The 16,350-nt window shown below is 32.0% G+C and carries 16 protein-coding genes and 1 pseudogene; all 17 read left to right on the top strand.

Annotated features, from left to right (window positions below; genetic code table 11):
• The first annotated feature begins 27 nt into the window (after positions 1-27).
• The 17 genes and pseudogenes from fapR (at position 28) to trmD (ending at position 16,301) form a co-directional block, all read left to right on the top strand.
• A complete protein-coding gene (gene fapR / locus CD111_RS03000) occupies positions 28-597 on the top strand; it encodes a transcription factor FapR (RefSeq protein WP_095090135.1) in 570 nt (189 codons plus the stop codon).
• The gene (plsX, locus tag CD111_RS03005) at positions 590-1,576 is read left to right on the top strand and encodes a phosphate acyltransferase PlsX (RefSeq protein ID WP_095088398.1); all 987 of its coding nucleotides are present in this window, start codon (positions 590-592) and stop codon (positions 1,574-1,576) included. The genes fapR and plsX overlap by 8 nt, the downstream gene beginning before the upstream one ends.
• Positions 1,569-2,489 (top strand): ACP S-malonyltransferase, encoded by a 921-nt coding sequence (fabD, locus tag CD111_RS03010; RefSeq protein WP_095088396.1) that lies wholly within the window; start codon positions 1,569-1,571, stop codon positions 2,487-2,489. Before plsX ends, fabD begins: the two co-directional genes overlap by 8 nt.
• Entirely contained in the window at positions 2,489-3,226 is a 738-nt protein-coding gene (gene fabG / locus CD111_RS03015) for a 3-oxoacyl-[acyl-carrier-protein] reductase (protein WP_095088394.1), read from the top strand. Before fabD ends, fabG begins: the two co-directional genes overlap by 1 nt.
• Before the next feature lie 75 nt (positions 3,227-3,301).
• Positions 3,302-3,535 carry an acyl carrier protein gene (locus CD111_RS03020; RefSeq protein WP_017000113.1) on the top strand — a complete coding sequence of 78 codons (234 nt, stop codon included), beginning with the start codon at positions 3,302-3,304 and terminating at the stop codon, positions 3,533-3,535.
• Between the two features lie 288 nt (positions 3,536-3,823).
• Positions 3,824-5,176, top strand: coding sequence for a serine hydrolase domain-containing protein (locus CD111_RS03025; RefSeq protein WP_095088392.1), 1,353 nt, complete (start codon positions 3,824-3,826; stop codon positions 5,174-5,176).
• Positions 5,177-5,422: 246 nt separating this feature from the next.
• A complete protein-coding gene (locus tag CD111_RS03030; RefSeq protein ID WP_095088390.1) occupies positions 5,423-6,010 on the top strand; it encodes a LysE family transporter in 588 nt (195 codons plus the stop codon).
• A 297-nt stretch (positions 6,011-6,307) separates the two neighbouring features.
• Positions 6,308-6,736: pseudogene (locus CD111_RS03035) on the top strand (CHAP domain-containing protein); the annotation flags it as partial.
• A gap of 446 nt (positions 6,737-7,182) precedes the next feature.
• The gene (gene rnc / locus CD111_RS03040; protein ID WP_095088386.1) at positions 7,183-7,902 is read left to right on the top strand and encodes a ribonuclease III; all 720 of its coding nucleotides are present in this window, start codon (positions 7,183-7,185) and stop codon (positions 7,900-7,902) included.
• Between the two features lie 10 nt (positions 7,903-7,912).
• Complete coding sequence (smc, locus tag CD111_RS03045) at positions 7,913-11,479, top strand: chromosome segregation protein SMC (protein WP_095088384.1); 3,567 nt, start codon at positions 7,913-7,915, stop codon at positions 11,477-11,479.
• Positions 11,476-12,648, top strand: coding sequence for a signal recognition particle-docking protein FtsY (gene ftsY / locus CD111_RS03050; protein WP_095088382.1), 1,173 nt, complete (start codon positions 11,476-11,478; stop codon positions 12,646-12,648). Before smc ends, ftsY begins: the two co-directional genes overlap by 4 nt.
• Entirely contained in the window at positions 12,635-12,970 is a 336-nt protein-coding gene (locus CD111_RS03055) for a putative DNA-binding protein (protein WP_095088380.1), read from the top strand. Before ftsY ends, CD111_RS03055 begins: the two co-directional genes overlap by 14 nt.
• 11 nt (positions 12,971-12,981) lie before the next feature.
• A complete protein-coding gene (ffh, locus tag CD111_RS03060; RefSeq protein ID WP_095088378.1) occupies positions 12,982-14,346 on the top strand; it encodes a signal recognition particle protein in 1,365 nt (454 codons plus the stop codon).
• A 152-nt stretch (positions 14,347-14,498) separates the two neighbouring features.
• Complete coding sequence (rpsP, locus tag CD111_RS03065) at positions 14,499-14,774, top strand: 30S ribosomal protein S16 (RefSeq protein ID WP_095088376.1); 276 nt, start codon at positions 14,499-14,501, stop codon at positions 14,772-14,774.
• Positions 14,775-14,787: 13 nt separating this feature from the next.
• Positions 14,788-15,015, top strand: coding sequence for a KH domain-containing protein (locus tag CD111_RS03070; RefSeq protein WP_095088374.1), 228 nt, complete (start codon positions 14,788-14,790; stop codon positions 15,013-15,015).
• Between the two features lie 63 nt (positions 15,016-15,078).
• Positions 15,079-15,579 carry a ribosome maturation factor RimM gene (gene rimM / locus CD111_RS03075; protein WP_095088372.1) on the top strand — a complete coding sequence of 167 codons (501 nt, stop codon included), beginning with the start codon at positions 15,079-15,081 and terminating at the stop codon, positions 15,577-15,579.
• Positions 15,579-16,301: a tRNA (guanosine(37)-N1)-methyltransferase TrmD gene (gene trmD, locus CD111_RS03080; RefSeq protein ID WP_095088370.1), complete on the top strand. Its 723-nt coding sequence runs from the start codon at positions 15,579-15,581 to the stop codon at positions 16,299-16,301. Before rimM ends, trmD begins: the two co-directional genes overlap by 1 nt.
• Positions 16,302-16,350 lie beyond the last annotated feature (49 nt).

Raw genomic sequence — 16,350 nt, forward strand, 5'->3', positions numbered from 1 at the left:
GTACATAATAGAATGGATTTGGATGAAATGAAATTATCAAAAACAGATCGCCAGAAAGAACTAACAAATCGTTTAAAAGAAGAGCCGTTTGTTACTGACGAAACTTTAAGTGAATATTTTAATGTGAGCATCCAAACTATTAGATTAGATAGAATGGAGCTCGGCATACCTGAATTAAGACGTCGTATTAAAGATGTCGCAACGAAGCAACATGACGAAATTAAATCATTACCAATAGAAGATGTTATTGGTGAAATCATTGATATAGAATTAGATAAAACAGCAATATCTTTATTAGATATAAGGGAAGAACATGTCTTTACACGCAATGGAATAGCTAGAGGGCATTATATATTTGCGCAAGCAAACTCATTATGTGTTGCACTTATAAATGACGAATTAGCGTTAACAACAAAGAGCAATGTTCAGTTTATTAAATCTGTAAAGTTGAATGAAAGAGTTATTGCAAAAGCAACAGTTACACATAAATCTAAGCATATTGCAAAAGTTGACGTAACAAGTAGCGTTCAAGGTGAGACGATATTTAAAGGACAATTTGAAATGTATTATGCAAGCGAGGGTGAAAAAAATGGTTAAAATTGCGATTGATATGATGGGCGGGGATAATGCGCCAAATATCGTAATCGAAGCGGTTAAGCAAGCGATTCATGATTTTAAAGACTTAGAAATTTTATTATTTGGTGATGAGAATAAATGTGATTTTAAACATGAACGCGTTAAATTCACACATACAGATGAAGTCATCACTATGGATGATGAACCAGTTAGATCCATCAAGCGAAAGAAGAATGCTTCAATGGTACTTGCGGCAAAGTCTGTTAAAGATGGGTTAGCTGAAGCATGTGTTTCAGCCGGGAACACTGGGGCATTAATGAGTAGTGGTCTATTTATCGTTGGACGAATTAAAGGGATTGAAAGACCAGCATTAGTTGCTACTTTTCCCACTGTTACTGGTAAAGGGTTTGTGTTTTTAGATATTGGTGCAAATTCAGATGCTAAGCCAGAACATCTAGTCCAATATGCAAAAATGGGGGAAATCTATGCCAAGCAAATTAGAGGTATAGACAAACCATCACTCGCTTTATTAAACATAGGTACTGAAGAATCTAAAGGTAATGCACAAACTAAGAAGACATACCAATTATTAAAAGAAGAAAATTTTGAGAACTTTATTGGAAATGTAGAACCAAAAACTTTATTATTAGATGCAAGTGATGTTGTCGTGTCTGATGGCTATAACGGTAATATGGTTCTTAAGACAATTGAAGGTACTGCAACTGGAATTTTCAAAATGATGAAAGATGTTATGACAGCATCACCAATTAATAAATTAGCAGCTTTGACATTGAAAAAAGATTTTGGAAGTATCAAAGATAAATTAGATTATGCAGAATATGGTGGATCAGTCCTTTTGGGATTAAATGGAATTGTCGTGAAAGCACACGGATCTTCAAATGAACGCGCATTTTATAATGCAATTAAACAAGCTAAACTAGCTGCAGATACAAAAATAATAGACAAAATGACGAAAGCAGTAGGTGATATAAATGGGTAAAGTAGCAATTATGTTTCCTGGCCAAGGATCACAGAAAGTAGGAATGGCAGAAGATTTATATCAAACAGAGATACAATCAACATCTATTCTAGATAGATCAAATGAAGTATTGTCATTTGATTTACTAGAGATTATGTTTAAAGATCCAGAAGGAAACTTAGGATTAACAGAATATACGCAACCCGCACTTTTAACACATAGTACAGCAATCATGAATGCATTACAGGACTTAAACTATGACTATGCATTAGGACACAGTTTAGGTGAATACTCAGCGTTAGTATCTGAAGGTGTGTTGAAATTTGAAGATGCTGTACAAATTGTACATAAACGTGGAGAATTAATGTCTGAAGCATTTCCTAATGGAGTTGGATCAATGGCAGCAGTATTAGGTTTAAATGTTGATGAAGTTAAATCAATCTGTGAACAATTATCTACTGAAGATAAAATAATAGAACCTGCTAACATTAATTGCCCTGGACAAATTGTTGTGTCAGGTCATACAGAGCTAATAGAGAAGCTTGCAAGTGAAGGTAAATCACTAGGTGCTAAACGTGTAATGCCATTAAAAGTATCAGGACCTTTTCATTCTTCAATGATGGAAACAATTTCTGAAGATTTCAAAGCATATATAGATCAGTTTGAATGGAAAGATGCAGAACATCCAATTGTTCAAAATGTTTACGCTAAACCAGAATCTGATCACAAAGTAATTAAACATAATATGGTTGAACAATTATTCTCACCTGTAGAATTTAGTCAATCTATAGAATATTTAATTGATAATGGAGTAGACCATTTTATCGAAATCGGTCCAAACAAAGTATTATCAGGACTTGTCAAAAAAATTAGTCGAGACGTTAAAATAACTTCAATTCAAACTATTGATGATATTAAAGGATGGAATGAATAATGACAAAAACAGCAATCGTAACTGGAGCTTCAAGAGGTATTGGTAGAAAAATCGCATTAGAACTAGCAAATGATGGTTATAATGTAGTAGTCAATTATGCAGGTAATAAAGAAAAAGCAGAGCAAGTTGCATCAGAAATTAAACAATTAGGTGTAGACGCATTTGTATATCAAGCGAATGTAAGTAACATAGATGAAGCAAAAGCAATGGTTAAAGAAACAGTAAGTCAATTTGGTTCAATTGATGTCCTTGTAAACAATGCTGGAATTACAAGAGATAATTTACTAATGAGAATGAAACAAGATGAATTTGATGATGTTATTAACACAAACCTTAAAGGTACTTTCAACTGTGTTCAAGCAGTAACGAGAACAATGTTGAAGCAAAAGTCAGGTCGTATTATTAACCTATCAAGTGTAGTAGGTGCAGTAGGAAATCCTGGACAAGCAAATTACGTTGCGTCTAAAGCAGGTATTGAAGGCATGACAAGATCATTTGCAAGAGAATTAGCATCTCGTGGCATTACTTGTAATGCAGTAGCACCTGGGTTTATCGTGTCTGACATGACAGATGAATTATCAGATGAACTTAAAGAACAAATGAAATCACAAATCCCATTAGATCGATTCGGGGAAGATACAGATATTGCAAATGCTGTTGTATTCTTAGCTAGTGATAAAGCAAATTATATTACAGGTCAAACATTACACGTAAATGGTGGAATGTTCATGCAATAAATAATGTAAATAACATTAATATTTACATTAAAATTTGTTATCATAAATATAAATCATTTAAAGGAGGTGAATGGAATGGCAAGTTTCGATAAAGTTAAAGACATAATTGTAGATCGTCTAGGAGTAGACGCTGAAAAAGTAACACCTGAAGCTTCATTTAAAGATGATTTAGGTGCTGATTCATTAGATATCGCTGAATTAGTTATGGAATTAGAAGATGAATTTGATATGGAAATCCCTGATGAGGAAGCAGAAAAAATCAACACTGTTGGTGACGCTGTTAAATATATTGAATCATTAGAAAAATAATTCTAAGTTACAATCGCCCATAGACATAGGTCTATGGGATTTTTTTGCTTTTACATAACATTAAAAATTTACGTAGACTAAATCTACTTCAATATTTCTGATTGGTCAATTTAAAATAAAACCATATCAAATATTATATAATTTAAATGAATGCATAAAATAATATTTACATATAGTCATATTGCAATACTTTTACAAGATAAAGTATTATACTAAAAATGATTTCAAAGTTGTATTATTTTTACCTATCACATTGTTTATTAAAAATGACAATAAGGAGGGCAATTCATGAAAATTGATAAAGTATATTGGTTGAGTCGTATGGAATCATTAATGAAGAAGTATGACATACCTGGTACTTCAGTTTCTATCTATCTAAATGGTGAAATATATAATTTTCAATCTGGAAAACTACATTTACAGCGAAATGAACTTGTTAATCAAAATAGCTTATTTCAAATAGGATCCATAACAAAAGTATATACCGCGATAATGATTTTGAAATTGGTGGAACAAGGCAAAATTGAACTCAATACTAAGGTGAATGATATATTACAGATTTATGATAAAGACATTCAATATTTAAATCAAATAACAATAGATCAATTGTTAAGCCATACAAGTGGTTTAACAGGAGATTATTATTTAAATACAGGAAGAGGTGATGACTGTTTGCAAAAATATGTTGCACATCTTCAAGATATCGCATTTGATGCATCACCAGATGAGGTCGTTTCATATAGTAGTGTGGGATATAATTTGTTAGGTAGTATAATTGAAAATATTACTGGATTTACTTGGGATGATGCACTATATCGTTTTATAATTAAACCGATGAACATGAATCATACTGAAACACTTCCAGAAAATATATTGAATCATACATTTGCTACTGGTCATTATTACGATAATAGTGGTGATTTGCAATCGAATGAAAAGTGGAATACATTATCACGATCCAGTGGTCCGTATGGGGGAACGTTGTGTTCGTCAGCAGAAAATGTCACAAGGTCCTTTTTACCGTTTCTAGCATTAGAACAAAATGATGAATTGTTAAATTCTTCATCAAAAAAATTAATGACAACTCCACAGATGAATTGTCATGATAAATGGACGTTTAAGTCTTATGCTTGGGGAAGAGGCTTTTCACTTTATAATTATGACAAAGAAAAAGGATTTGGTCATGAAGGTTCAATGTTTGGTCAATATAGTTATGTTGATATATTACCAACATCTAATTTAATTATAACGATTTTAGTTAATGGTGGAAAATACCAATCATTTTATCATGAATTTGTAGGAGAATTAATAGAATACTTAAATGTAGGTGAACTGCAACCACTATTAAGTACTTATCATTCTATAAATCTTAGCAATGCAGAAAAATATATAGGAACCTATAAACGAGAAGGTCTAAAAATTGAAGTATATGAACATGAAAATCAATTAATGCTTACTGGTCAATTTATAGATAGCATGGCAGGGTTTAGTGAACCAATAACTGTACCTTTAGAAATGAAAGAAGAAGATGTATTCATCATACCACTTGGTACAGAGGTGATACCAATCGTTTTTATAAAACTAAATTCATCTATAGACTATAGTATAATGTTGGGAATGCGAATAGCTAAAAAACTTTAAACATGAAGTGAATTCTTAATTTTGGGGAATTGTTCATGAACTTACTATTAATTAATGTTACAGATTGAGCGCCTAGTACATATCATGTATGAACTAGGTTATTTGTTTTTGATTTTTATTGAGCGTTTGAATAAAGTTTGATGTGTCTTTTCGACTTACTTATTGATTATAAACTAAATTGAAAAAATATTTTATAATTTCTTATAAAAAAGTATAATGGATGAAAGTTAAAAAGGGGGTCTTATGATGGCGTTTCTTTCCATGATTATTTATGGATTTGTCGCGAGTTTTACGCCGGGCCCTAATAATATTATGGCCTTGTATTTTTCGAAAGAATTAAATTTTAAGAGAGCCAGTCGCTTTTCGATTGGTGTTGGTATTGGATTTTTAAGTTTACTTATAATTTCTTATTTATTTAATGAACTTTTAAGTAATGCATTTCCTTTGATTGAGCTTTTTATGAAAGTTTTTGCATTTATTTATTTAATTTATTTGGCTTACAAAATTGTGAAAAGCTCTTATAACGATTCGAAACAAGAGTTTGATGAAAAACTTAGTGGTTTAGGTTATGGGATAATATTGCAATTTATAAATCCTAAAGCGATTATTTATGCTTTGACTGTTGTTTCTACATTTATTATCTCAGTAGAAATGAGTAGAGTATCAGAAATAAGTTCTTTATTGGTGTTAGCTGTAATTGGATTTTTAGGTACATTTAGTTGGGCTGTTTTAGGTACAATATTCAAGAAAATTCTTATAAAACATGAAAAATTATTTAATATTATTATGGCAATATTGTTAGTGTATGTCGCATTCAGTATACTTTTTCACTAATTCAACATGTGTGCAATCTCCTTTATAAGTTACACAAATGTATTTAATTATGTTAAAATATTATAATTATTCTTATTAAGAGTGAAATATACATAATACTTAGGGGGATTTATGAAAATAAAGAAAAAGGTATTAGTAACTGTAGCTGTAATGGGTTTAACAACGATGAACTTGAGTGCAACAATTGAAGCAAAAGAACCAACTAACAAAGATAAGTCACCTAAGATTCAGAACGTTGAAGTGGATCATAGAAATTATGACAAAAATGGTAGCACAGCTAAAAAAGAAGTGTTAGAATCATCTACTTCAACAATGAATTACATTAAGTCTTTAGAAGGCAAAGGATGGGACTTCGATGGATATTATGGATGGCAATGCTTTGACTTAGTAAACTACTACTGGAATTATCTATACGGTCATGGTTTACATGGTGATTATGCTAAAGATATTCCAACTGCAAATGATTTTAGCGGTGAAGCTACAGTTTATAAAAACACACCATCATTTGTAGCAAAACCTGGCGATATTGTGGTGTTTAATGAAGACTTTGGCTCTGGTGCTGGTCATACTGCAATTGTGATGAATGGTAATGCAGATGGTAATTTAATGAAATTCCAAAGTTTAGATCAAAATTGGTATGGCGGAGGTGCTGATAAGTCAGAAGTAGCGCAACGCATTACACATGATTATGAAACTGAAATGTGGTTTATAAGACCAAATAGATAAATAAAACGTTAATTTAAATGAGCCCGGGACATATTTGTCCCGGGTTTTTCAGTAATAATTAAGTAAGATGATATAGATAATAATGGAACAAAAGTGCGCTAAGAGGCAAGACTAGAGAATCTAGCAAAATAGAAGCGCGCTAAGAGGCAAGACGGAGTAATCTAGCAAAATAGAAGTGCGCTAAGAAGCAAGACTAGAGAATCTAGCAAAATAGAAGTACGCTAAGAGGCAAGACTAGAGAATCTAGCAAAATAAAATAAGCTAATCCAAATAAATATGGAGTGGCATTCTTTATTTGAGAATAAGTATTTATGTTCCAGACTTATTTATTTTTAGATATTTATTTATAGAATTGTTGGATATGTATAAGTAAATAACAATATTCTTTTTTTTTTATGTTTTTTAACGTAAAATAGATAAGAATGATAAAGTTAAGGAGGTAAGTTATGTCCAAAAATAAATCACAAATCATAGCACAATTTAAAAGTAAATTTGATAAGTTTATGAATAATCTTGATATTGAATTTGATAACTATGATATTTATGTTCAAGCATTTTCACATTCAAGTTTTATAAATGATTTTAAACTTGATAAATTAAGCCACAATGAACGTTTAGAATTTTTAGGAGATGCGGTGTTAGAATTGACGGTGTCACAGTTTTTATTTAAGAAATTCCCATTATTACCTGAAGGTAAGTTAACTAAACTGCGCGCATCAATTGTATGTGAACCATCACTTGTAACATTTGCAATGAGTCTAAATATGAATGATTTATTATTATTAGGTAAAGGCGAAGAAAAAACTGGAGGTCGTGAAAGACCATCCTTAATTGCGGATGCTTTTGAATCATTTGTAGGTGCTTTATATTTAGATAAAGGACTAGACACAGTTGAAACCTTTCTAAGTGCGATCGTGTATCCCCAAGTAATTGATGAAAGTTATACTGCAAATAGAGACTATAAAACAGAATTACAAGAATTGATGCATAGACGCAATAAAGGTACGATAACATATAACTTATTAGATGAATCTGGTCCGGCTCACCATAAGTTGTTTACTTCTGAAGTATTATTAGATGGAAAACCTTTAGAAACTGGAGAAGGTAGAACAAAGAAAGAATCAGAACAAAATGCAGCTAAAAAAGCGCTGAATAATAGTCAATAAGGGGTAATTTATGGTTTATTTGAAATCAATAGATGCATATGGATTTAAATCATTTGCTGAACATACACATGTCGATTTTGACAACGGTGTGACTGCAATCGTTGGCCCAAATGGTAGTGGTAAAAGTAATATAACAGATGCAATCAAGTGGGTTTTAGGAGAACAATCTGCTAAAAGTCTTCGTGGGTCAAAGATGGAAGATATTATTTTTAACGGTTCTAAAGATCGAAAGAAATGTCAGTTTGCAGAAGTGAAATTAACGCTAGATAATCATTCGAAGAAGCTAAACATTGACGAGGAAACGGTTATAGTTGAACGTCGATTATATAGAAACGGTGACAGCGAATATTATTTAAATAAAGAACGTACACGCTTGAAATCAATTTTAGATTTATTCTTAGACTCTGGTTTAGGTAAAGAAGCATTCAGTATTATTTCTCAAGGTAAAGTTGATGAAGTATTAAATGCAAAGCCTAGTGACAGAAGATTCTTAATTGAAGAAGCAGCAGGCGTATTAAAGTACAAAAAACGTAAAAAAGAAGCAACTCAAAAATTAGATGAAACAGAACAAAATTTAAATCGCGTCGAAGATATCGTTTTTGATTTAGAAGCTCGTGTAGAGCCATTGAGAGAAGAGGCATCTATCGCAGAAGAGTATATTTCGCTTAAAGAAGAGATGAAGAAAAGTGATATAACAGTCACAGTTTATGATATTGAAAGTTTAAATAAAGACTTTAAACAATTAGAATCAGACATTCAGCATTTCCAAAATCAGAAAGATGATAAAGTAAATGATTTGGAAAATATGACTAGCTCATTAAATGAAAAGAAAAAAACGAGAGATCATATTTCTATTAAAATTCAAGAGTCGAATCAATCGTTAGTTGAATCGACTGAATCATTAGAAAGATATACAGGTCAGCTTGAAGTGTTAAAAGAACGCCAAAAAAATAGTGACGCTACAAATGAACGACTTGAAGAAGAAAGACAGGCAACAGAAACTAGAATTAGTAAAATATCTGAACAAATTAAAGACATTGATCTAGATTTATCTTCATATAAAGAGAAATACCAAGCGATGATTCAAGAAATTAATCAATTAGAAGCACATTTATCTAATAACGAAGGCTCATTTGAAGAGAGAATAGAAAAACTTAAAGATGAATATTATCAATTGATGACAGAGCAATCAGATATAAATAATGATATTCGTTTCTTAGAGGATAAATTATCAGCGCATGAACAAAAACAATCAAGATTAGATGGTCGTCAAAAAGAAGTTTATGAAGAACTACAAAGAATTTGGGAAGAAAAAGATGACATTACAGATAAATTAAATAAAGTTGAAACTGAACTTAAAGAAACGACTAATAAATATAAAGATACACACACATCATTAAAGCAAAAAGAAAATGACTATAAAGAATCAGAAACTAAGCTTTATCAAGCATATCGTTATACAGAACAAATGAAGACACGAATCAATGCTCTGAAAAACATGCAAGATGAATATATTGGTTTCTATTCAGGTGTGAAACATATTTTGAAAGAAAAATCATTGCATGGAATTGAGGGCGCTGTTGCTGAAATTATTGATACGCCTTCTAAATTAACAACCGCAATCGAAATTGCATTAGGCGCATCATTGCAACATATCATTGTTCAAGAAGAAAAAGATGCAAGACTAGCAATTAAATACTTAAAAGACAAAAAACTAGGTAGAGCAACATTTCTACCTATGAATGTCGTAAAACGCCGATTTATACCACAAAATCTCATTGCAGAGATTAGTAATGAAAAGGGATTTGTAACTGTAGCATCAGAAGGTGTGAATTTTGATGACAAATATCGTAACATAGTAGAGCACTTATTAGGTGGCACGATTATAGCTGAAAATCTTGAGATGGCGAATCACCTAGCAAGAAAAATACAATTTAAACATAGAATTGTTACTCTAGAAGGAGATGTGATTACACCAGGAGGCGCAATGACTGGTGGAGGTAAAGAGAAGAAAGCAAGTTTGTTATCACAAAAAGACGAATTAAAAACAACCGAAGATAAATATAATGAGTTTATGCAACAAACACATGCAATAGAATCTCAAGTTAAAACTTTGAAATCAGAAGTTGAACGATTAGAGAAACAACTTACTGAAACAGAAGTTAAAGGAACAGAGCTGAGAGCTAAAGAGCATGAAGTGACGCTTCAATTAGATTCTATTCTAGCTAAAGAAAAACGTCTGAAAGATGAAAATGAGACATTTGAATTCGAAAAAAATGATGGTTATAACTTTGTCAAAGGCCAAGAAACTTTGCTTGAAAAGAAAAGTACGTTAACAAATATACAAGAAAAATTAACAAAAATTGACGAAGAGTTAAACCATTTAAATGCTTCATTATCTAATAATAAAGATAGTGAAAAAACAATTCAAAATGAATTAAATGAAAAACGTTCAAATCTAGCAGTCGAAAAAGAAAGACATCGTTTAAAAGAAAGAGATAAACGTCGTCTGAACGAAGATTTAAACGAGCAAGAAAATACTTTGAATAAAATAATAGACCAAATTGAATTAGTTAATTCTGATGAATATAGTGGTGTAAGTCAATTTGAAGAAGTGGAACAACAAATTCAAAAATTCACATCATTAAAAGGAAACATAGAATTAAAAATGCAACAAGAGCAAACTGAGTATCAAGATATTCAGCAAAATATTAAAGTGTTAGAAGAAGAAACCGCGTCATTACATCAAAGTATTTCTGGAATAGAAACTGGATTGCAAGACATGGTTAGTAAACATTCAAAAATTGATATCATGATTGAACATCAATTGACACATTTAAATGAGACTTATCAATTAACGTTCGAAAAGGCACAATCACTATATGAAATGCCTGAAGATATATCAGAAGCAAGAAAAACAGTGAAACTCACAAAAATGTCTATTGATGAACTCGGCCATGTAAATATTAATGCAATAGACCAATTTAAAGAAGTAAATGAAAGATATACTTTCCTAAACGATCAACGTAATGACTTATTAGAAGCTAAAGAAACATTAGAACAAGTGATTTCAGAAATGGATAGCGAAGTATCTGTTAGATTTAAAGAAACTTTTGATGAAGTTAACCGTCACTTTGGAAATGTCTTCAGAACACTGTTCAACGGAGGTAAAGCGGAACTTCAGTTAACAGATAAAGATATATTAAATGCAGGTGTCGAAATTGTAGTCCAACCGCCTGGTAAGAATAGACAGTACTTATCACTATTAAGTGGTGGGGAACGTGCGCTATCTGCAATTAGTTTATTATTTGCTATATTGAAAGTAAGAACCGCACCGTTTGTAATTTTGGATGAGGTAGAAGCGGCACTTGATGAACATAATGTCATTCGATACGCTGAGTATTTAGATAAGCTTAAAGCAGAAACACAATTCATTGTTATTACCCATCGAAAAGGGACTATGTCTTATGCAGATAGTTTATATGGGGTCACAATGCAAGAAAGAGGTATTTCAAAACTCGTTAGTGTTAACTTAAAGTCATTAAAAAATGAAGAATTGGAGGCATTGCAGTCATGAGTTTTTTTAAACGATTAAAAGATAAATTCGCACCAACCGAAGAAGTAAATAAAGATATTGATATTAAAGAAGAAAAACCAGTTCAAGATTTACCACCAGAATCTGATGAAAAACAAAATCCAGAAGCTGTTCAGTTTGATGATGGTTTAATGTCTTTAGATGAGTTTGAAGAATGGGAATCTGAGCAACTCGGTGCTAAATTCAAACAAGGTCTAGAAAAATCAAGAGAAAATTTCCAAAATAAATTAAATGACTTATTAGCAGTTTATAGAAAAGTTGACGAAGACTTTTTTGAAGCATTAGAAGAGATGTTAATTCAAGCTGACGTTGGATTCAATACAGTTATGGAATTAGTAGATGAACTGCGTATGGAAGCTAAGCGACAAAATATAACAGAAACAGCAGAATTAAGAGAAGTTATAGTTGAAAAAATAGTAGAAATTTATGTTCAAGATGATGAAAATATAGACCATATGAACATTGAAGATGACCGCCTAAATGTAATTTTGATGGTAGGTGTCAATGGTGTTGGTAAGACTACAACTATCGGTAAATTGGCACATCGATACAAACAAGAAGGCAAGAAAGTCATGTTAGCAGCAGGCGATACTTTCCGTGCTGGTGCGATTGAACAATTGCAAGTTTGGGGAGAGCGAGTAGGCGTAGAAGTAATTAGCCAGAAAGAAGGGTCAGATCCTGCAGCAGTTATGTACGATGCGGTAAATGCTGCGAAAAATAGAGGCGCAGATATATTAATTTGTGACACGGCAGGAAGATTACAAAACAAAGCAAACTTAATGAATGAATTACAAAAAGTTAGAAAAGTAATCGACAGAAATATACCTGGTGCGCCACACGAAGTATTATTAGCACTAGACGCAACTACTGGTCAAAATGCACTGTCACAAGCTAAATCCTTTAAAGAAGTAACTCAAGTTACAGGAATCGTCTTAACTAAACTTGACGGAACAGCAAAAGGTGGTATTGTATTAGCCATAAGAAATGAATTACAAATACCAGTTAAATTTGTAGGATTAGGTGAAAAATTAGATGACCTACAACCATTTGATGCTGAAAGTTATGTTTATGGATTATTCGCCGATATGATAGAATCAAATGATTCAATCGAAAATTCAACTGAAGTAGATGAAACTCATGAAGGAAAATAATGAATTAATCAAAACTATGAGAATGAATTACTTGTTTGACTTTTATCAAGGCTTATTAACTGATAAACAAAGAAATTATCTGGAATTGTACTACTTACAAGATTATGCTTTAAGTGAAATAGCAGAGACATATCATGTGAGTCGTCAAGCTGTATATGATAATATAAAGCGAACAGATGAATTATTGGAAGAGTATGAGACAAAGTTACAACTCTTTAATAAATTTAAAGAAAGACAATTAATTATAGATAAAATCAAGAAATTATCTGGAGATAATCAAGATATTAAGCAAGCATTAGAAAGCTTAGAGACTCTTGAATAGGAGGAGAAATTATGGCATTTGAAGGGTTGTCCGAAAGACTTCAAGCCACGATGCAACGCATCAAAGGTAAAGGGAAAGTAACAGAACAAGATATTAAAACGATGATGCGTGAAGTGCGCTTAGCATTATTAGAAGCGGATGTTAACTTTAAAGTTGTTAAGAAATTTGTTAATACGGTTTCTGAACGTGCTTTAGGTTCTGACGTTATGCAATCATTAACACCTGGTCAACAAGTTATTAAAATTGTACAAGATGAGTTAACGGCATTAATGGGTGGAGAAAATAGTAAAATTAACATGAGTACTAAACCACCTACAGTTGTCATGATGGTTGGTTTACAAGGTGCCGGTAAAACAACAACTGCTGGTAAATTAGCATTATTAATGAGAAAAAAATACAACAAAAAACCATTGCTCGTAGCATGTGATATTTATCGTCCAGCAGCAATTCAACAGTTACAAACAGTTGGAAAGCAAATTGATGTGCCTGTATATACTGAAGGAGATCAAGTTAGTCCTAAAGAAATCACTGAGAATGCTTTAAAGTATGCTAGAGAAGAACATCTAGATTTCGTAATCATTGATACTGCAGGACGATTGCATATTGATGAAGCATTAATGAACGAATTAGTTGATGTGAAAGAAGTATCTAAACCAGATGAAATCATGTTAGTTGTTGACTCAATGACTGGTCAAGATGCAGTAAATGTTGCTGAATCATTTGATACTACTTTAGATATTACGGGTGTGACGCTAACTAAATTAGATGGTGATACTCGTGGTGGTGCAGCATTATCTATTCGATCTGTTACGGATAAACCGATTAAATTTATTGGTATGAGTGAAAAATTAGACGGACTAGAACTATTCCATCCAGAACGAATGGCATCTCGAATATTAGGTATGGGTGATGTACTAAGTTTAATTGAGAAAGCTCAACAAGGTGTAGATGAAACGAAAGCTAAAGAATTAGAACAGAAAATGAGAACATCATCATTTACATTGGATGATTTCCTAGAGCAACTAGAGCAAGTTAAAGGATTAGGATCACTCGATGATTTAATGAATATGATTCCAGGCGCTAACAAGATGAAAGGCATGAAAAATGCTAACATGGATCCAAAACAACTTGATAACGTTCAAGCAATCATACGTTCAATGACTCGTGAAGAAAGAAGTAATCCTGATATATTAAATGTATCGAGAAAACGCCGTATCGCTCAAGGATCTGGTCGTTCATTACAAGAAGTGAATAGACTGATGAAACAATTCGGTGATATGAAAAAAATGATGAAACAATTTACTGGCGGCAACAAAAAAGGTAAAAAAGGCAAGAGAGCGAGCAATCCATTTCAAGGTATGAATTTACCATTTTAAAGTGATTTAAGCTTTCATTGAATGATTCAAGTATAGTAAATCTTAAATAAATTTAAATTGGTAAAGAGAAAACACTTTACAAACTTTTTAAACCCTGTTATAGTATTTACTTGTAGAAAAGAAATTATAAATTAGTAAGGAGTTTTTTAAACATGGCAGTTAAAATTCGTTTAACGCGTAAGGGTTCAAAAAGAAACCCATTTTATCGTATAGTAGTAGCAGATGCACGTTCTCCACGTGATGGTCGTATTATCGAACCAATCGGTACTTACAATCCAGTTGCTAAACCAGAAGCAGAAATTAAAGTTGATGAAGAATTAGCTTTAAAATGGTTAGCTAATGGAGCAAAACCTACTGATACAGTTCGTGATATCTTATCAACTCAAGGTATCATGGAGAAATTCCATAACTCTAAACTTTCTAAATAAGTTGTAGAATAAATTGGAAAAATTAATACAAACAATAATAGTACCGCTCGTAGATTATCCGGAGAACATCAATATATCTAAAGATGAACAAGATTCTAGCATTACGTTTAGTATAGACGTTCATGAAGAAGACGTTGGAAGAATTATTGGTAAGAAGGGCAGAATGATTAAAGCCATTCGTACAATTGTGTCTGGTTCAATGAACGAGCATGGCAAGAAAGTGTTTGTAGAAGTTAATTAAGAGTGCCTATTTTGGTGCTCTTTTTTATTGTTGATTATGAAACAGTTGAGGAGGGATTGCTCAATGAAAGTTGAAGTAGGTAAATTTGTAAATACACATGGTATTAAAGGTGAGATTAGAGTATTATCAGATTCAGATTTTACTGATGAACGATTTCAAGTAGGTCAGCAAATCATTGTTAAACATAAAAATGAAGAACAATCATTTACAATTGCCTCACATAGATTGCATAAAAATTTCCATTTACTCACTTTTGAAGGGATTCATAATATAAATGATATTGAATATTTAAAAGGATCTAAATTATTTCAAGAGGAAGATAATAAATCTATCGAACTTGAAGAGAATGAATTTTATTATGCTGATATAATTGGTTGCACAGTCTATGTGAATGATGAACAACTTGGTAAAGTTACTGAAGTAATGGAAACAGGTGCAAACGATGTATGGGTCGTTCAAGGCGATAAAGAATACTTGATTCCTTATATCGAGGATGTCGTCAAAAAAGTTCAAATAGAAAATAAATCTATTTATATAGAACCAATGGAAGGTTTATTAGACTGATGAAAATCGATTATTTAACGCTATTTCCGGAAATGTATGAAGGCGTTCTTAATCATTCCATAATGAAAAGAGCCCAAGATAAAGGAATTGTTAAATTTAATACTGTGAATTTTAGAGATTTTGCTCAAAACAAACATTCTCAAGTAGATGATTATCCATATGGTGGTGGTCAAGGTATGGTCCTTAAGCCAGAACCTATCTTCAATGCACTAGAAGCTTTGGAGAAAACACCTGAAACACGTGTGATATTAATGTGTCCACAAGGTGAGCCATTCACACAGAAGAAAGCCGAGTCGCTTTCTAAAAGTGACCATATTGTATTTATTTGTGGTCATTATGAAGGTTATGATGAACGAATCAGAACTGAGTGTGTGACGGATGAAATATCAATTGGGGATTATGTTCTTACTGGAGGAGAGTTAGCCAGTATGACGATGACAGATGCAATTGTTAGGTTATTACCAGATGTATTAGGAAACCAAGTTTCACATGAAGATGATTCATTTTCTTCTGGATTACTGGAACATCCTCAATATACGAGACCTGCTGAATATAAAGGATATAAAGTGCCAGATGTATTATTGTCTGGAAATCATGCACACATTAATAAATGGAGACATGAGCAATCGTTGCTCAGAACTTTAGAACGAAGACCTGATTTATTAGAGCAATATCCACTTACTGAAGAAGATAAAAAATTCTTGAACAACAATAAAAAATAGATTGAATCAATTTACACAATATGATATATTATTATAAGTGTGTTAACAC

It is taken from the genome of Mammaliicoccus stepanovicii, from assembly GCF_002902525.1.
In the GTDB taxonomy this organism is placed as follows: Bacteria; Bacillota; Bacilli; order Staphylococcales; family Staphylococcaceae; genus Mammaliicoccus; species Mammaliicoccus stepanovicii.